General features: G+C 49.7%; 11 protein-coding genes. All 11 read left to right on the top strand.

Annotation, left to right across the window (positions count from 1 at the left end; translation table 11 throughout):
• The first annotated feature begins 20 nt into the window (after nucleotides 1-20).
• The 11 genes from ACJ2PR_RS12265 to ACJ2PR_RS12215 all read left to right on the top strand — a co-directional run bounded on the left by ACJ2PR_RS12265 (nucleotide 21) and on the right by ACJ2PR_RS12215 (nucleotide 18,943).
• On the top strand, nucleotides 21-890 hold the full coding sequence (locus ACJ2PR_RS12265; RefSeq protein ID WP_446877195.1) for a TIGR04325 family methyltransferase: 870 nt from the start codon (nucleotides 21-23) through the stop codon (nucleotides 888-890).
• Nucleotides 891-1,871: a hypothetical protein gene (locus ACJ2PR_RS12260; protein WP_446877194.1), complete on the top strand. Its 981-nt coding sequence runs from the start codon at nucleotides 891-893 to the stop codon at nucleotides 1,869-1,871.
• A gap of 106 nt (nucleotides 1,872-1,977) precedes the next feature.
• Entirely contained in the window at nucleotides 1,978-5,214 is a 3,237-nt protein-coding gene (locus tag ACJ2PR_RS12255; RefSeq protein WP_446877193.1) for a non-ribosomal peptide synthetase, read from the top strand.
• Entirely contained in the window at nucleotides 5,211-9,257 is a 4,047-nt protein-coding gene (locus tag ACJ2PR_RS12250) for a condensation domain-containing protein (RefSeq protein WP_446877192.1), read from the top strand. The genes ACJ2PR_RS12255 and ACJ2PR_RS12250 overlap by 4 nt, the downstream gene beginning before the upstream one ends.
• 139 nt (nucleotides 9,258-9,396) lie before the next feature.
• Complete coding sequence (locus ACJ2PR_RS12245; RefSeq protein WP_446877191.1) at nucleotides 9,397-10,524, top strand: SLBB domain-containing protein; 1,128 nt, start codon at nucleotides 9,397-9,399, stop codon at nucleotides 10,522-10,524.
• Nucleotides 10,525-10,671: 147 nt separating this feature from the next.
• Entirely contained in the window at nucleotides 10,672-13,014 is a 2,343-nt protein-coding gene (locus ACJ2PR_RS12240) for a GumC family protein (protein ID WP_446877190.1), read from the top strand.
• 98 nt (nucleotides 13,015-13,112) lie between these two features.
• Nucleotides 13,113-14,309, top strand: coding sequence for a glycosyltransferase family 2 protein (locus ACJ2PR_RS12235; RefSeq protein WP_446877189.1), 1,197 nt, complete (start codon nucleotides 13,113-13,115; stop codon nucleotides 14,307-14,309).
• 36 nt (nucleotides 14,310-14,345) lie between these two features.
• Entirely contained in the window at nucleotides 14,346-15,614 is a 1,269-nt protein-coding gene (locus ACJ2PR_RS12230) for a glycosyltransferase (RefSeq protein WP_446877188.1), read from the top strand.
• Entirely contained in the window at nucleotides 15,611-17,005 is a 1,395-nt protein-coding gene (locus ACJ2PR_RS12225) for an oligosaccharide flippase family protein (protein WP_446877187.1), read from the top strand. Before ACJ2PR_RS12230 ends, ACJ2PR_RS12225 begins: the two co-directional genes overlap by 4 nt.
• 58 nt (nucleotides 17,006-17,063) lie before the next feature.
• Nucleotides 17,064-18,056, top strand: coding sequence for a class I SAM-dependent methyltransferase (locus ACJ2PR_RS12220; RefSeq protein ID WP_446877186.1), 993 nt, complete (start codon nucleotides 17,064-17,066; stop codon nucleotides 18,054-18,056).
• 65 nt (nucleotides 18,057-18,121) lie between these two features.
• A complete protein-coding gene (locus tag ACJ2PR_RS12215) occupies nucleotides 18,122-18,943 on the top strand; it encodes a 2OG-Fe(II) oxygenase (protein ID WP_446877185.1) in 822 nt (273 codons plus the stop codon).
• Nucleotides 18,944-18,964: the final 21 nt, after the last annotated feature.

The following is an 18,964-nucleotide window of genomic DNA, read 5'->3' as shown; positions in this document are numbered from 1 at the left end:
AGAGGCAAAATCGAGGAGATATGTCTGCCAACGCCATTCAGCCCGCTCGTACTTTATTCCCCATTGACTTTTTGAAACGTAGACTCAGACAGGGGTTAGAACACACACCCATTCTGTCAGACTACTACGCTTATCATCGATTGTTTCCTCGGACTCCAAACCTTTACCGGGGAATCTTTTCAACCTTTACTCAAGCCTCTGAATCCGTTCCCAAAACAATCTCTGTTGGCTACAATCACACCGACTTGCACAATGCTTCTCTACAACACAATCTTAATGAAGCCGACATTGGTAGATTCAAGGCGATCGACTATCCGGTGCTGGTTTGGTTGAGAGAGGCGTTTGCAGAAAATTCAGTCGTCTTTGATTTGGGGGGCAGTACGGGATATAGCTACTATGCTTACCGCAAGTACATTCCTTATCCCACAAACTTGCAGTGGATCATTTGTGATGTCCCCGAAGCGGTCAACGTCGGCAATCAACTATTAGCGCGAATCGATAGTCCAGGATTGTCTTACACGACCAACCTTGAAGACATGAAAGCGGCTGACATTCTCTTAACTTGTGGAGCGCTGCAATATTTAGAGCCTTCTCTCGCAGAGTTAATCAACCAACAATCCGCCAAGCCGCGCCATGTGATAGTGCATCACGTTCCGTTTTATCAGGGTGAACCATACATTACAGTGCAAAATCTTTGGGGATCTTACACGCCTTACAAGATTCAAAATCATGAGCAGTTTGTAGCGTCGATCGAAGCTCTGAACTATGAGTTAGTAGATCACTGGACAATCGATCGTACTTGCTCAATCCCTTTTCATCCTGAACGATTTGTCGATGCCTATCATGGGTTTTACTTTCGCCAGCCAGCGTCTACCCACCGGAGTTTTTGAATGTCAGCACCTCACTTATCACGAACTCGATCGCAGTCTCACATCCAGCAAGCGCAAAGCTTTAAGGAACAGTTCAATCGCTCCTCGTTTATGTTTTCTCACAATCTGGTGGGTAATCCTCTCTTTGAGCTTCCTCGCCTGGTTGAGTTGGCCAATACCTTGATAGAAGATGGGCCAGGAACAATTCGCTGTCAAGTTAACGATGTTCCCATTCACCTTAAATGGATGGATGCTACCCTCAAAGAGCAGTTTCAGGAACAGCTACCAGAGTACATCGCCAACATTGAGCAATCAAAATCCTGGTTACTGCTTTACAGTGTGCAACGCGACCCCGAATATGCTGCTTTGTTAAACCAACTGGTCGATGAGCTTGAGTTGGTGACGGGCGAACCTTTGCGGCAAGAAATGACCTGGTTAGATGCCTATATTTTTATTGCGTCTCCGCACTCTATCACGCCCTATCACATTGATCACGAGTCTACTTTCTTGTTTCAAATTCGAGGCGATCGAGCGTCTAATTTATTTGATCAGCGCGATCGCTCCATCCTCACCGAGCAGGAACTAGAAAACTTCTACATTGGGGATCAGGGAGCCGCCAACTACAACGCAGACAACCAAGTTCATGCCAAGGTTTACCCATTAGCTCCCGGAACGGGCGTTCATCATCCTGTCTGTGCGCCACATTGGTACAAAAATGGTGATCATTACTCCGTGGCAATGGGGGTGCATTTTGGGCTGCGATCGTTCGACCTTAGTGCCAGAGTGTATCAAGTCAACCACTACCTGCGTAAATTAGGACTCAACCCGACTCCACCCGGTCAGTCTCCGCTACTGGACTCCTTCAAAATTCAAACGTTAGGGCTGTTCTCCAAGCGAAAGCCAAGCAACAAAGACGAAGTGCTGCGCTCTGGAATCAATCGAATTGTGTCAGGAGTGAAGCCGATCGCAACCTCTGTAAAGTCTGTCCTGAAGGTGTTTTGATTATTTCTAGCAGCTACTCTCAGCAACTACTCTCAGCAACTACGTTCAAAAAACGGGTGCTAGAGTCCGAGCCATTCGTTATTCATATTTTGTTCACCTGCCTCCCATGAATCTATCCTCTGCCAACATTATCCCGACTGCCGTAGATTTTGACCCCTTTGCAAATGGGGAACTGTTGCTGACTGCTCCCGCAACCGAGGCTCAACGAGAAATTTGGGCATCTGTGCGAATGGGGAATGAGGCAAACTGTGCTTACAATGAGTCTCAATCGCTGCGGCTACTAGGAGAACTAGATGTTGATGCGTTTCGGAATGCTCTCCAAGCATTAACTCAGCGTCACGAAGCACTACGAACCACGTTGAGTCCCGATGGTAATAATTTATGTCTTACAGATCATCTGAACCTTGAAATTCCCTATCTTGATTTGTCTGGGCTTTCTGTAGTGGAGCGCGATCGTCAGGTCGCAAGTCTACAAAAACAATGTGTCGAGCAGCCTTTTGATCTAGAACACGGGCCCCTGTTTCGGGCACAGATTCTCAAGCTGCAATCGCAGGAACATTTAATTTTAGTCACGGCTCATCATATTATTTGCGATGGTTGGTCTTGGGCGGTGTTGATGCCTGATCTGGGTAAGCTGTATTCTGCCCTCAAACAAGGAATTGCCCCTGATTTAGACCCTGCCGATTCGTTGAGCCACTACGCCTTGACGCTAGAGGCAGAAGCGAACAGTCCCGATGTGATTGAATCGCAAAACTACTGGCTCAAACAGTTCTCTGACTCAGTGCCCGTGTTGGATCTGCCGACCGATCGCCCTCGTCCCGCTTTGAGAACATTTGAGTCCGATCGAGTAGACTGGCAACTCTCTCCTCAAGTGGTGTCTGGTCTCAAACAACTCGGCACTCAACTTGGCTGTAGCTTTATGTCTACCATGCTGACAGGGTTTGAGGTGTGGTTACATCGCCTTACGGGACAGTCTGATGTGGTAGTCGGTGTGTTAGCCGCAGGACAAGCCGCTACGGGACTGTATAACCTCGTCGGTCACTGTGTCAATCTATTGCCAATGCGGGGTCACATTGATAGCCAACAGTCTTTTAGTCGCTACTTACAAGGGCGGCGATCGACCATTCTGGATGCCTACGATCATCAGCAGTTCACTTACGGCAGTCTGGTACAAAAGCTCAAGATTCCCCGTGATTCGAGCCGGATTCCGCTTGTTCCGGTTTTGCTCAACATTGATCAGGGTATGGATGGCGAGCAATTGCCCTTTGATGGGTTAGCGGTGGAATTCTTCTCTAATCCTCGCGCTTATGAAAACTTTGAGCTATTTGTCAATGCGACCGAACTCAAAGGAACGCTCACATTAGAATGCCAGTACAACCGCAACTTGTTTGATGCTGACACCATTCGTCGGCGCATGGCAGCGTTTGAAACGCTATTAGCGGGCATTGTCGCCCATCCCGATCGACCTATTTGCCATCTTCCGCTATTACCAGACACCGATCGCCAGCTACTAGAAAACTGGAATCAAACTCAGGCTGACTTTCCAGACCAAAGCATTCACCAACTATTTGAGGCTCAGGTTAACCGGACTCCTAATGCGATCGCACTCATCTCAGACGATCGCTCCCTCACGTATCAAGAACTAGACCATCGCGCCAATCAGCTTGCTCACTATCTACAACAACGGGGCGTTGGGTTAGAAACACTTGTTGGCATCAGTTTAGAACGCACATCAGAAATGCTGATCGCGCTATTGGGCGTGTTAAAGGCGGGTGGCGCGTATGTTCCGTTAGATCCCACTTATCCTCAAGAGCGACTGGCATCGATGTTGCAGGATTCTCAAGTCCCGCTGCTGATCACCCAGAGCAATCTCGTTGATTTACCGACTTCTCAAGCTCAGATTGTTTATTTGGATCGAGAGGCTGCGATCGCTCAACAATCGACTGATCCGCCGACTTGTGCAAGTTCACCTGATTCCTTAGCCTACGTTATTTATACGTCTGGTTCGACAGGTACACCCAAAGGAGTCGAAGTGCCGCATCGAGGCGTGGTCAACTTTTTGACAGCCATGCAGCAGCGTCCTGGCATTGTTCAGACAGACATCCTACTTTCGGTGACGACGCTTTCCTTTGATATCGCGGTTTTAGAACTTTTGTTGCCACTGACGATCGGAGCCACGCTGCGCTTAGTGAGTCGGCAAGTCGCGATGAATGGAGAAGCCTTGCTCAACGCGATCGAGCAGTCAGGCGCAACCATCATGCAGGCAACGCCCGCTACTTGGAGGCTCTTGTTAGCCGTCGGCTGGAAGAACACACCAAACCTGAAGATTTTTTGTGGGGGTGAAGCGTTACCCTCTGATCTGGCAGGTGAGCTAGTTAGTCGCGCTAAGGAAGTCTGGAATCTATATGGGCCGACCGAAACCACAATTTGGTCTACTTGCTATCTGATCAAAGAGGCTGCCAAACCGCTCATTGGTCGCCCGATCGCCAACACTCAACTTTACCTACTAGATGATTACCAGCAACCAGTTCCGATTGGTGTTCCAGGTGAGCTTTACATCGGGGGGGCGGGGGTTGTTCGAGGCTATCTCGATCGTCCTGATTTGACCGCAGAACGCTTCTTACCTGACCCATTTAGCCCTGATCCACGAGCCAGACTGTATCGAACAGGCGATCTCGTTCGCTATCTCCCAGACGGCAATCTTGAATACCTTCGGCGCATTGATCAACAAGTCAAAGTTCGGGGCTTTCGCATCGAGTTGGGTGAAATTGAAGCCACCATATTACAGCATTCCAGCATTCAGGAAGCAGTTGTCTCAGTTCGCAACGAAGCTTCGGGAGAAAAGACGCTAGTGGGCTATCTTGTCCCCGTGAGTTCCCCGTCAGCGGATCTCATTCCCAACCTGCGACAGTCCCTCAAGGGCAAGCTCCCCGAACACATGCTGCCAACGGCTTTCATGACGCTAGAAAGTCTGCCCCTGACTCCAAACGGCAAGATCGATCGCAAGTCCCTTCCTCAAATTGACTCGACAGCGCGATCGCTTCTAGAACAATACATTGCCCCTCGATCGCAGGTTGAGCAGCAGATGGCGGAGATTTGGCAGCAAGTTCTCAAGCTCGATCGCATTGGCATTCACGACAACTTTTTTGAATTGGGCGGCTACTCGCTATTAGCCATTCAGATTGTTTCGCGGCTGCGTCCCGTTTTGCAAGTCGAAATCCCTTTACCCAGCTTGTTTGAGTTGCCGACGATCGCGGCTTTGTCAGAGCGAGTAGAAGCCCTGCGGTGGGCGAGACAAGGGACACAAATTGCAGCAGCCGACGATGAGGAAGGAGAGCTATGAGAACACTCGACAGCCTGCTCACTCAACTGCGTCACCTCGATGTCAACCTGTGGATGGAAGGCGATCGGCTTCGCTATCGGGCCGCCAAAGATGTCTTAACTCCGGACTTGCTGGCTCAGATGAAAGCACACAAGCCTGAAATCATCGAATTTTTGCGTCAGGCAGCCAGTGCGAACACTCAACTCCCGGCGATCGTGCCCCTCGCTCCCGATCAACCTCGCCCTCTTTCGTTTGCCCAACAGCGCTTCTGGTTTTTGCACCAATTTGAGCCTGATAGTTCGTCTAATAACATGCCTGTGGTGGTGCGCTTCACCGGACGGCTGGATGTTGTGGTTTTAGAACGAAGCCTTCAAGAAGTCGTGCGTCGGCATGAAGTTCTGAGAACAACGTTTCCAGAAGTAGACGGACAACCGACTCAAGTGATTAGCCCGGATGCTGTCATTGATCTGCCGATCGTCGATCTCCAAACCTTTCCGTCAGACCAGCGTGACGCAGAAGCGTATCGACTCGCAACAGAAGAAGCCCGCCGTCCGTTTGACTTGCTGAATGGGCCGATTTTGCGCTTGCTCCTACTGCGATTGAGTGCCCAAGATCATCTGCTGGTGTGGAATATGCACTGCATGATTTGTGATGGATCTTCTTCGGATGTGTTTTATCAAGATCTGACGGCTCTCTATGCAGCGTTCTCGGTGGGTGACCCTTCTCCTTTAGAAAATCTACCGATTCAGTATGGTGACTTTGCTCACTGGCAGAGACAATGGCTACAAGGGGACGTATTAGAAACCCAGGTTAACTACTGGAAGCGCAAGCTAGAAGGCAACTTACCGCTGATCCAACTACCTTATGATCGTCCTCGTCCTCTCACCATTCAAACGGGGCGCGGCGATCGTAGTGCCAAAATGCTGCCCAAGTCGCTCAATGAGGCGTTGAATGCACTGAGCCAACGGTTAGGAACCACTCTCTTTATGACGCTGTTGGCTGCGTTTGAAGTGTTGCTTTACCGCTACTCTAACCAGGAAGATTTGCTAGTTAGTTTTGCCAGCGCTGGACGAGGACAGATTGAAACAGAGCGATTGATAGGATTCTTCTCAAATACATTGATTCTAAGAACCAGTCTGGCAGGCAATCCCACGTTTCGAGAACTTCTGAATCGAGTGCGTGACGGCTCGATCGCAGCCTATGCTCATCAGGACTTACCCTTTGAAAGACTCATTGATGAACTACAGCAACAAAGTCTATTACCGCTATTTCAGGTGAAGTTTACGCTCAATCCGCCCTGGTCAAATGGTCGAGGCATGGCTGCTGTCAGCCTTCCCGATCTGACGATGACCTCTCTGTTTGGCTACATCTACCACGGAGAAACGAAGTACGATTTGATGCTGGTCATGCGCGAACAAGATGAAGGGTTTGGCATGGTGTTTGACTACAATGCTGAATTGTTTGACGCAAGTACGATCGCTCGGATGCTCGACCAGTTTCAAATCCTACTAGAAGGCATTGTTGCTAACCCAGATCAGGCTATTGCAACCTTGCCGCTTTTGACTCCAACAGAACAGCAGTTTTTGGTAGCCATTGACACAACCACTCAACCTCCCTGTATTCATGAAGTCTTTCAAGCTCAAGTAGACCGAACTCCCGATGCCGTTGCAGTGACGTTTGGGCATCAGACTCTCACCTATCGACAACTCAACCATCGCGCCAATCAACTCGCCCACTACCTACAAAGCTGGGGATTACAATCAGGCGATCGGGTCGGCATTGATTCAGACCGATCGCTAGAAACCATTGTAGGACTATTAGCAATTCTCAAAGCAGGGGGCGCTTATTTGCCTCTGGCACCTCGTCAAAGCCAATCAGAACTATCGTTGTTGTTGACAAAGAAACCTGCGGATCACTCAAAGCGATCGATATCGAACCAAACGCCGATCGTCTATCTGGACGACTGGGACAAACTCAGCCAGCATAGTCCAGAAAATTTGGTGGGATATTCCAGCGATCGCGCTGCCTATATTGCGAATGCTGCCCCCGATCGATTTCAGGGATTTGGTATTCCGCATTCACAGGTCGTTAAAACGGCTACCAACCCGTTCGTCGAGTTGAGTCGTCAAGAAGTTGTCCTACAATTTGCTCCGCTCACTTCTGGGATGGCAGCCTTTGAGATCTGGAGTAGTCTACTAAACGGCGCACAGATTGTCATCGCTCCGCCTCACCTTGTAGACCAATTGGGTCAATTCCTTCAGCAGTCTCAGATCACGACGCTCTGGCTGGCTCCTCGCTTGTTAAATCGTCTGATTGATCAGCAGATCGAAGCCTTTACATCCGTGCGTCAAGTGTTAACGGGAGGTGATGTTTTATCGTCCCATCTCCAAAAACTCCAACAAAACTTTCCAACCTGTCAACTGATCAACGTCTATCAACCTTCTGAATCTTTGCCGATCGCTGCCCACCATCCGATTACAAAATCCACAATTCCCACACCAATTGGACACCCGATCGCATCCACCCTATATCTACTAGATGCCAATTTACAACCCCCTGCGATCGGCGTTCCGGGTGAGATCTACAGTGCGGGGTTGCTGCCTAATTGTTCTGACTCGATGGCGGAAATTATCCATCCATCCACAAATCAACCGCTGTATCCAACGGGGGAATTGGCTTGCTACTTACCAGACGGCACGCTTGAGCAGATAGGAGCACTGGCTACAATTCAAGGCTTTCGAGTTCAGTTGAGTGAGGTGGAAGCTGCGATCGACACTCATCCCCAAGTCCAAGAAGTCGCAGTTTTGTCTCAAAAAGATCTGGCTGGAAACGATCACTTAGTTGCGTATGTAGTGCCTCATTCAGTATCAGAACTCACTAGCCACGAACTTTATCGCTTTCTCAAACAGACATTACCGACCTACAGGCTACCTTCGGCCTTTGTGTATTTAACGACGCTGCCGCTTACAGACAGAGGCACCCTCGATCGCTCCCAACTACCCAGCGTGAACGATCGCCAACTTGCTCAACAACTCCAGGCCACCTTTGTCACCTCGCGAGACGACCTGGAACTTCAGCTTACTAAGATTTGGGAGGATGTGTTGGGCGTGGGAGCGATCGGGATTCGAGATAACTTTTTTGAACTGGGGGGACATTCTTTGTTAGCCGTTCGCCTGTTTGCAAAAATTGAAGAAGTTCTCAACAAAAAGCTTTCACTCTCAACGATTCTACAGGCTCCGACGATCGAGACTCAGTGCCAACTCATCCGCGATCAGGGGTTTGCACCACCCGCACAGTGGCTTGTTCCGCTTCACCAGGGAACTGCTAACACACCGCCGCTATTCTGCATCTATGGCATCTTGCTCTACTACACTCTGGCGCGTCATCTGGGTGACCAAACTGTTTACGGAGTCTACCTGCAAGAAGAAGTCGATCTTTTACTAAACGATGAAACTGCGTCACCGCTCAAGAATGTTCCCCAGATTGCCAGCTTGTACTTAGAAAAGATTCGCACCATTCAGCCCGTGGGCCCCTACTTGCTGGCGGGTGAATCCTTTGGAGGAGTTGTCGCCTATGAAATGGCCCAACAGCTACAAGCCCAAGGAGAACAAGTGTCTCTACTCGCTCTATTAGATACGCAAGTGCCCAACAACACCCTGAGACTGCCCTGGTATCAACGATCGTTCCTCCACTTTTCTGAACTATTGAACAAAGGGCCCAGCTATCTCATTCACAAGCTCAAACCTAAGCTCAAGTCTTATCTACCCCAGACGAGCGATCGTCGCTCCCAGTTTCGTCGTCAAGTTGGCAACCACTATGTTCCGCAGCCCTACTCCGGCAAAGTTACCCTCTTTAGAGCCATGCAGCGCAGCCCCTTTGAATCAATTACCATCGACCCGACCTTTGGCTGGGATGCGATCGCCCTGGATGGAGTCGAACTGTACGACATTCCCGGCGACCACCTGGGAATCTTGCAAGAACCCAACGTCCAAATTTTGGCAAAAGATTTAAGAACCTGCATTGATCGCACGCAGATTGGCGATCGCAGCCTTCCTCAAACGTGATGCTTGCCAAACTGTCTCATGGTCATCCCCCAGACAAGGACATAATCTGGTAAGACTAATCTCATAAATATCTCAAGACAAAAAATATCGGGACGGCTTTTCTTCACTCCTTACTTCACTAATGCCATCCAGCGTCACAATGCCTGATCAAATCGTCCGCATCAAAAGGTTTTCATCTATCGCCTTGACTTTGACTGTGACACTTGGGGCGGCGGTCTGCCTGCCTGCTGATAGTCAGACGGCCCTTCCTCCGGTCACGCCCTACCATCAACTCGGTTCTGCAACTTTAGGGGTCGCCCCATCCGAAAATGCCTACACGCTGGGGCCGGGCGATCTCGTTCGCGTGGATATGTTTGATGCCCCCGACCTAAAATTAGAACCCCGGTACACCGTTTTAGTCGATGGATCGCTCAATTTGCCCTGGGTGGGGACAGTGTTTGTTCAAGGATTGACGCTAGAAGAAGCCGCTAAGGCCCTGTCACAAAGCTATGCCCGATTTATTCGCAAGCCGCTGATTACCCTTAGCTCGATCTCACCGCGACCGCTCAAAATTGCTGTTTTGGGGCAGGTGAATCGTCCCGGTTCCTATATCATCAGCCCGATCGGAAATGAAACCTCGCGATCGAACCTGAGCGAACGGTCAACCGTCGATACCGGGAGCCAATGGCCAACTGTGACCAAAGCCATCCAAACTGCTGGAGGCATCACACAACTAGCCAACGTTCGCAAAATTCAGGTGCGCCGTCCTCAAAGAAGCGGCCCTGAGCAAGTCTTTGACATCGACCTCTGGAAATTTTTGCAGGCCGGGGAGCAGCGTGAAGATCTGGCGCTACGCGATGGAGACTCGATTATCATTCCAGAAGCCACCAATCTTGACCCCGCAGAAGCCACCGAAATCGCCACGAGCAACTTTTCCCCCGAAATCATCAAAGTCGGCATTGTTGGAGAAGTCGTCACCCCCGGATCGGTTTCTATTCCCCCCAATACGTCGCTCAATCAGGCAGTCTTGGCAGCAGGAGGATTTAAGAGTGGACGATCGCGCCGCGATGTAGAACTGATTCGCCTCAATCCCAACGGCACCGTTACTCGTCGCAATATCTCCGTCGATTTTTCTCAAAACTTAGATGCCGCCAACAATCCTGCCCTTCGCAACAACGACATTGTGGTGGTCAAGCCCACTGCCCTGGCTAGAACTTCAGACTTTTTAAGTGTTCTATTTAGTCCCATTACCGGAACGCTGGGAGTGCTGAAGCTTTTGGGATTTTGACGCGAGGTTTGGTCAAGAATTTTGGCGAAGAAGATTGGTCAAGAACATTGGCGAAGAACATTGGCGAAGAACATTGGTGAAAAACATTGGCAACGACAGTCCGGCTTCGATTCAATTCAACTGCAATAGATGGATAGAGGTCAGCGCATGAAACGAGGAAACACGGCTCAAGCATCCCTGCATCCAGGTGACGAGCCACTAGAATCGCCCGCAGAACTAGATCCTACGCCCGACTTTAAGCGGCTGCAAAAAGGACTCAACCTGCGGCCCTTAATTAGAACCGTTTGGCGGAATGCTTTGCTAGTGTCAGGTCTAGCAGTCACGATCGCCGTTGCCAACACCTTACATTCTTTGAGAACGCCCTACAGCTATTCGGGGGGATTTCGGCTGCTAGTCGAACCGATTACCAGTGAAGCCAAGATGACTGATCCCTCTGTGCTTTCTCGTGGGGGCGAAGTTTCATCTTTCACAGTGGACTATCCGACGCTGCTGCAAGTTCTGCAAAGCCCTGGAATGTTAGCAAAAGTTGCCAAACGAGTTCACCCCAGCTATGGCGATGTGACCCGTGATTCTCTGTTAGCAGACTTAGCCCTCAAACGATTGGTGATTCAGCGCATCGGCACCAATTTGCTAGACAATACTAAGCTGATCGATGTGAGCTATACGGCGGGCGATGTGGGCAAAGTGCAGGCGGTTTTAGAGGCCTTCTCAAAAGAGTATCTCAACTACAGTTTAGACGCGCGCAAGTCTCGGATTAGCGGCGGGGTTGAGTTTATTGAAGGACAACTTCCCAAACTTTTGCAACGAGTCGAAACCTTGCAGCAACAGCTACAAATTCTACAACAACAGTACAATCTCACCGACCCCAACACCCAAGGGGCAGAGTTAGTCAAACAAGCCCAAGCGATCGAGAACCAGAAACTAGAGGCTCGTCGCGCCATTCAAGAACAACAGATTCTTTATGCGGGACTACAAAAGCAACTGGCACTGTCTCCTAATGAAGCGATCGCCGCCTCAGTCCTCAGCCAAGATCCCCGCTATCAGGAGCTACTAACCCAGCTTAAAAAAGTAGAAAGTGAAATTGCCGTCAAGGGCGTGCGATTTAGTGAAGAAAGTCCGGTACTACAGGCGCTAATAGACCAGCAAAAAAATCTAACGGCGCTTTTGGGGCAAGAAACTTCCCGCATTTTGGGGCAAAGCATTCCATCAGACGTAAATCCCCAGGTTTTGACCTTTCAGAATACGGTGCGGTTAGATTTGATCAAGCAGCTTGCAGACGCAGCCAATCAGATTCAGGTGTTGTCGATACGCAATCAGGCAATCACCCAAGCCGAAGCCTTAACCGCCAATCAAGTGGGCCAGTTTCCAGCAATTATTCGCCAATACACTGAGATTCAACGACAGCTAGAAATTGCCACCAAAACCCTCAATCAACTCACGATTCAACGCGATACGCTGCGGGTAGATGCCGCCCAAAAAGAAGTGCCCTGGCAACTCGTGTCTGAACCTAAAGTTCCGGTGGATGATAAGGGCAATCCGATCGCCACCGATCGCGGCATCAAAAAGAAACTACCCGTTGGAGTCGTGGCTGGCTTGCTAGTCGGGATTCTCGCTGCTGTGCTGCTGGAGAAGATACGCAACGTGTTCTTTTGTACCGAAGATGTGCAAGATGCCATCAAGCTGCCTGTGTTGTCGGTGATTCCCTACAGCGATCGAGCGACTCTCACACCCAGCGGCAAGCTCGTTGGACTACTTCCAGAAATAAACGCCTTAATGGAATCGTCCTTATTTCAAGAAGCGTTTAGTGCGTTGTTTGCCAGTCTGCGCTTTTTAGAATCTTCGCGATCGATTCGTTCTCTAGTGGTCGGCTCGGCTGGCCCCGGTGAAGGCAAAACCACGATCGCGCTTCATCTCGCGCAAGTCGCAGCGGCCACAGGTCAAAAAGTTTTGCTGGTCGATGCTGACTTTCGTAATCCTCAACTCCATTCTCGCCTGGGACTGGCTAATCAAACTGGACTGGCCGACATTTTAGACAAAAAACTAGAGCCAATGGCATCGGTACAACCCTCGGCGATCGCGGACAATCTATTTGTCTTGACGGCAGGCAACCTGGGGACTGATTCGCCTCGACAGCTTGCCACCAACCACATGCAGCAATTGGTTGAGCAGTTTCAGTCTGAGTTTGATCTGGTCATTTATGACACGCCGCCTCTATTGGGATTGGCAGATACGAGCTTTTTGACAGCCTACACCGATGGACTGCTGCTCGTTGTGGGCATCCGCAAAGCAAAGCGATCTGTGATTATGCAGTCTCTAACTAGTTTGAAAAACTTCCAGTTGCCTGTATTAGGCGTGGTGACAAACCATGTCGAAAAAGTAGGGGGCGCTTCTTACGGCTATCGGCAGACAGATTATCAACCCAGCCAATTGCTCAAGCCGCGACGATTGTTGCCAGCGGGGGCTAAGGGAGGGATGAGGGATGAGGGATGAGGGATGAGAGAACTGCGGTTGGTTCGGGTGTTGATTGCTTTGTTGTAGACAGATTAGTCGCCGTTGACCTGAATGTTGTGTCGCTGGAAAAATAAATTGTGCTGATTACTCTGTTGTTGACGGCGATCGCGCTGCTGCTGCTGGTTCCCATTGTTGTGCTGGGGGTTGAATGTTTTGCGGCTCTGTTGCCTCGTTCAAACAGCTTACAAACGCTGCCAACTCGTCCTCAAATCTGTGTTTTGGTACCCGCTCATAATGAAGCGATCGGCATTGCTGCAACGTTAGAAACCTTGTTACCTCAACTGGTAGCGGGCGATCGGCTGATTGTAATTGCTGACAATTGTGACGATCAAACGGCTGAAATCGCCCAATCGTGCGGGGCTGAGGTAACTGAGCGAACGGATGTCGATCAACGCGGGAAAGGCTATGCGCTGGCTCACGGACTTGAATTTATTGCCTCAAATCCCCCTGAAGTTGTGGTTTTAGTCGATGCTGACTGTTGGGTGCAGGGTGGAACGATCGATCAGATTTCACGGCGATCGATGGCGAGTCAGCGACCCGTTCAGGCGCTTTATTTACTTCAACAGTCGAGCCAGCCTCATCCCAAAGAAGCGGTTTCAGCCCTGGCCTTTCTGGTCAAAAATCTGGTGCGTCCTAGAGGACTCGATCGCTTAGGATTCCCTTGTCTGCTAACGGGGACTGGAATGGCTTTTCCGTGGGCGGTGATCAATCAAGCCTCTCTCAACAATGGCAACCTGGTTGAAGATATGCAGTTTGGGCTGGACTTAGCGATTTTGGGCTATCCCCCTCAGTTTTGCCCAGACGGACAGATCACCGGACAACTCCCTCAACAGCAGCAAGCCACCCGCAGCCAAAGAACCCGCTGGGAACATGGACATCTACAAACACTACTAACCCAGGTGCCTCGCCTACTTCGAGAAGCCATTCGCCAAAAACGAGTCGATCTCCTGGCGCTGTCTTTACATTTGAGTGTGCCGCCTTTGTCATTGCTGATTCTGCTGTGGGGGAGTGTGACGGCGATCGCAACTCTGGCTGGTGTTTTAGGAACGTCGTGGTTTCCGGCAAAACTGCTAGCGATCGCAGGACTGTTAATGGGGGGATCAATTCTATCGGCGTGGGTGCGATTTGGGCGAGACCGCTTGCCCATCCAAACCTTACTAGCAGTGCCGCTCTACATTTTGTGGAAAATTCCCGTTTACTTGGCGTTCCTGATTCGTCCTCAAACGCAGTGGGTGCGGACAGAGCGCGATGTCGTTGACCTATTAGAGAAGTAGGGTTTTAGTTCTTCAGTCACACAATAGGCAGGCTGCATGTCTTTTACGATCGCTTATCTCATCAACCAATACCCCAAAGTCAGTCATAGCTTTATTCGGCGTGAAATTGCCGCCGTCGAAGCCTGTGGCGTAAAAGTTGTCCGATTTTCGGTGCGATCTTGTGCGTCCGAGCTAGTCGATGAAGCCGACAAAGCAGAGCTAAAGAAAACTCACATTGTTCTAGATGTGGGGTTAGCAGGTCTGGTTAAAGCACTGGTGCGAGTGGCGTTGACCCATCCGGTGAAGTTTGGACGCGCCCTAAATCTCACCTGTAAGCTGGGCTGGAGATCCGATCGCGGACTGTTGCGCCACTTTGCTTATCTCGCCGAGGCTTGTGTGTTACTCCGATGGTTTGCCCAGGCAAAAGTCAGCCATGTTCATGCTCACTTTGGCTCTAATTCGACCGCTGTGGCTGCTTTGTCTCAAGCGTTGGGCGGTCCGACTTATAGCTTCACGGTTCACGGCCCTGATGAGTTTGATCAAGCTCAAGGACTGGGATTAGCCGAAAAAGTCAAGCGGGCAACGTTTGTGGCGACGGTGAGTTCGTTTAGTCGCAGTCAACTATATCGCTGGTGTGACCCGGCCCAATGGTCAAAAATTCACGTCGTGCGGTGTGGACTCGATCGCGACTTCCTCCATCAGTTGCCAACCACGATTTCAGCAGAGCCTCGTTTAGTCTGTGTCGGGCGACTGTGCGAAGCCAAGGGGCAAATGCTGTTAGTTCAGGCAGTCGGTCAGCTTGTCTCAGAAGGCATTTCGATCAAACTGCTACTGGTCGGAGATGGGGATCAGCGTCCCAAATTAGAAGCCTTGATCACGCAGCTAAAGGTACAAAATCACGTTGAAATTACAGGCTGGACAAGTAGCGCGATCGTGCGTCAACATCTCTTATCGGCGCGAGCAATGGTACTTCCTAGTTTTGCTGAAGGGCTACCCGTGGTCATTATGGAGTCTCTAGCATTAGGACGACCTGTAATCAGTACCTACATTGCGGGCATTCCTGAACTGGTCGAATCAGGGCGGTGTGGTTGGCTTGTCCCCGCCGGATCGGTCGAAGCGCTGACTGCCGCCCTGCAAGAGGTGCTAAAAGCTCCCGTAGACCAGCTACAACAAATGGGACAGGCAGGCTCACAGCGAGTCGCCCAACAGCATGATGTCGCGATCGAAGCCACCAAACTCGTCGCCCTCTTTCAGTCCAGTCTAGAGAAAGCTCCTCTACAGTCGGTCAGTCCATCGGTTCAGCCTTACCCGGAGGGAGCCACATGAAGGTATCGAATTCGATCTCAAAGCTACGATCGCGCTTTCAAGGACAATCATCGCTCAAAAAAATGGCCATGCGCGGCGTATTTTGGAGTGTTTCTGTCTACGGATTAAGTACGATCGTGCGCCTGGGAAGCAGTCTAATCATGACGCGGCTGCTCTTTCCCGAACTGTTTGGCTTAATGAATCTGGTATTTATTTTTATTGTCGGACTGCATCTTTTTTCGGATGTTGGCTCGGCTCCAATCATTATCCGCAGTGAGCGAGGCGATGACCCAGAACTCCTGAACAATGTTTGGACAATCCAAGTGATTCGAGGGGTGCTACTGTGGTTAGGCTGTTTAGTTCTAGCCTGGCCCGCCACTCAGATTTACAACGAACCCAGACTGATTTGGCTACTGCCGATCGTGGGAATTAGCTGCGTCATTGGCGGCTTTCATTCTACGAGTGTTTTTACGCTGACTCGACGCATGGAGTCGGGACGATGGTCACGATTTGAACTAGAAAATCAGGTTCTTTCGACAGCCATCCTGATTGCCCTTGCCTGGTTTAATCAAAGTATCTGGTCGCTGGTAATCGGCGCACTCCTATCGGAACTGATACAAGTAGTTCGTAGCCATTTTCTAATCCCCAACTACCGCAATCGGCTGGCCTGGGATTGGAAATTAGTTAAAGAAATGTTCTCGTTTGGGCAGTGGATATTGTTGTCTACCATGCTGACCTTTCTCGCGGGACAGGTCGATCGACTGCTATCGGGTCGGCTGCTATCGTGGCAATTTCTGGGCGTTTACGGAGTCGCGCTGGCAATTTCTGATATGCCCCGTAACATTATTGCGGTGGTTTCAGATAAAGTGATTTTTCCGGCTGTTTCTCAGTTGATCGAGCTACCAAGAGAAACGCTGCGCGCTAAATTGTTGCACAATCGCAAACCTGTTCTAGCGGTATTAGCTCTAGGGCTGGCTATTCTGGTTAGTTTTGGCGATGTTCCGATTACTATCATGTACGATAAACGATACAGCGACGCGACCTGGATGTTGCCGTTACTTGCGATCGGCATCTGGCCCAATATCTTGTTTCAGACGCTCTATCCGATTTTGATTGCGATCGGCAAACCTAACTACCAAACCTGGGGCAACTTGTTCAAGCTCATCTTTACAGGGGTTGGCATTCTAGTTGGGTTCTCATTTTTGGGCGTGGCTGGGGTGATTATTGCCGTTGCGCTCAATGATCTGCCGCTGTATGGCGTGATGGCGTTTGGGCTTCAGCGAGAAGGGTTGAGTTGTCTCAAGCAAGACTTGTTAATGACAGGTTTGTTTGTAGGGCTACTGATTGGAATTTTGGCGCTTCGCTACGGGCTGGGCTTTGGGCTACCTATTCAGGGACTGCTGACCTCGTGAACCGATCACAGTAATGGTTAAAGTAACCGCTAAAGATGCAAAAATTGGGAAGAAAATAATGACTTGTCATATTTGTGGGAATGCGATCGACAACCAATATCACCTTGTTTCAGAGATGATGTTTGGGCTGAGAGAACAGTTTCAATACCTGGAATGTGGCGCTTGTGGATGTTTACAAATCAGTGAAATTCCCGGCGATCTGGCGCGTTACTATCCCCAAGATTTCTATTCTTTTCAAGCCCTATCAGAGCCAAAAGCACATCCGATAGAAACTTTTTTAAGACGACAGCGAATGCAACTTTTGCTAAAGGGTAACCAGACTTTGGGCATGTTGCTTTCAAAGATCCTGAGAAAAACGTTTGGCATTGAAATTCCTGAGTATTACTATCACGATTGGTTCCAAAGAATCCACTTATCTGCTGATGCAAAAATTCTGGATGTGGGCTGCGGGTCGGGCAATCTGCTCTTAAACATGCAGCTAGAAGGGTTTACAGATTTGACAGGAATCGATCCGTTTATTGACCAGGATATTGTTTATCAAAATGGCGTAAAAGTGCTCAAAAAGACGGTTCACGAACTCGAAGGAACCTTTGATTTTGTGATGCTCAACCATTCGTTTGAACATATGCCTCAACCCCTCACCGTCCTAAAAGAGCTTTATCGACTGCTCAAACCCGATCGCTACGCCCTGATCAGAACCCCCGTCGCGGCCTCGTTTGCCTGGCGAAAATATGGTGTGAACTGGGTCGCGATCGATGCCCCGCGCCACCTCTACATCCACACCCCAAAAAGTATTCAACAACTCGCAAAGCAGGCAGGTTTTGAGCTAAAGCAACTGTTTTTTGACTCTCACGCCTATCAGTTTTGGGCAAGCGAACAAATTCTCAAAGACATTGCGGTTAGAGAAAGCCAGTCTCACGCCATCAACCCCAAAGCATCGATCTTTTCTCAACAAGAAATGGCAGACTTTACGGCTCAGTCTATCTCACTCAATCAAGCAGGCGAAGGAGATGCGGCCGGCTTTTATTTATACAAACCTAACCTGACGTGAATTCGCTGAAACTTTCTCACTTCAATCGTAAATTCACGTTAAAAAATAAACTTTGAGGCAATCAAATGAACTCCACACTGATGTTTCGGCTCGACTCAAATTATTTAGAAAGTTTAGTTCTCAGACATCGAGAAGTCTACGCTCAAGCAAGGCCATTTCCTCATGTCGTGATTGACAATTTTTTGCCAACCTCTGTGCTCAACGACGTGCTGAATGAGTTTCCAAAAGTCAGTTCGATCGAGTGGAAAAAGTTCGACAACACAGCCGAAAAAAAGCTGGCATCCACCCACGAACGACAGATGGGAGACATGACCCGTTTTCTGCTTTACCAATTAAATTCATCGACCTTCCTCAACTTTTTAGAACAACTCACAGGCATTGAAGGACTCATTCCTGATCCTCATTTTGTCGGCGGTGGGCTGCACCAGATCGAAAGAGGAGGCTACCTCAAAATGCACGTCGATTTTAATCAATATGAAAGACTGCGCCTCGATCGCCGCCTCAATTTACTAATCTATCTCAACCAAAATTGGCAAGAAGACTACGGCGGACATCTAGAACTTTGGGATCAAAACATGACTCAATGCCAAAAGAAAATTTTGCCGATTTTTAACCGCTGCGTCATCTTCAGCACCACTGATTTTTCTTACCACGGACACCCCGAACCACTAACTTGCCCTGATGGAGAAACTCGCAAGTCGTTGGCGCTCTACTACTACAGCAATGGCAGACCCGCCGCAGAAATTTCGGATGCTCATACAACGATTTTTCGCGATCGTCCCGGTCTAGAGTCGCTGCACTCTCAATCGCCACTCAGTCCCAAAGCGTGGGCCAAAAAGCTAGTTCCCCCGATTTTGATTGACCTGAAAAACGCGCTACGCAAGTAGGATTCATCAATAGGATGCCAA

It is taken from the genome of Phormidesmis sp. 146-33 (assembly GCF_052939515.1).
This window is presented reverse-complemented; position numbering and strand designations above follow the sequence as displayed.

Bases quoted from the DNA above. Each gene is read 5' to 3' on its own strand.
- ACJ2PR_RS12240 (WP_446877190.1), top strand. From the start codon at position 10,672: ATGAAACGAGGAAACACGGCTCAAGCATCCCTGCATCCAGGTGACGAG.
- ACJ2PR_RS12225 (WP_446877187.1), top strand. From the start codon at position 15,611: ATGAAGGTATCGAATTCGATCTCAAAGCTACGATCGCGCTTTCAAGGA.
- ACJ2PR_RS12245 (WP_446877191.1), top strand. From the start codon at position 9,397: ATGCCTGATCAAATCGTCCGCATCAAAAGGTTTTCATCTATCGCCTTG.
- ACJ2PR_RS12260 (WP_446877194.1), top strand. From the start codon at position 891: ATGTCAGCACCTCACTTATCACGAACTCGATCGCAGTCTCACATCCAG.
- ACJ2PR_RS12265 (WP_446877195.1), top strand. From the start codon at position 21: ATGTCTGCCAACGCCATTCAGCCCGCTCGTACTTTATTCCCCATTGAC.
- ACJ2PR_RS12255 (WP_446877193.1), top strand. From the start codon at position 1,978: ATGAATCTATCCTCTGCCAACATTATCCCGACTGCCGTAGATTTTGAC.
- ACJ2PR_RS12220 (WP_446877186.1), top strand. From the start codon at position 17,064: ATGACTTGTCATATTTGTGGGAATGCGATCGACAACCAATATCACCTT.
- ACJ2PR_RS12215 (WP_446877185.1), top strand. From the start codon at position 18,122: ATGAACTCCACACTGATGTTTCGGCTCGACTCAAATTATTTAGAAAGT.
- ACJ2PR_RS12250 (WP_446877192.1), top strand. From the start codon at position 5,211: ATGAGAACACTCGACAGCCTGCTCACTCAACTGCGTCACCTCGATGTC.
- ACJ2PR_RS12230 (WP_446877188.1), top strand. From the start codon at position 14,346: ATGTCTTTTACGATCGCTTATCTCATCAACCAATACCCCAAAGTCAGT.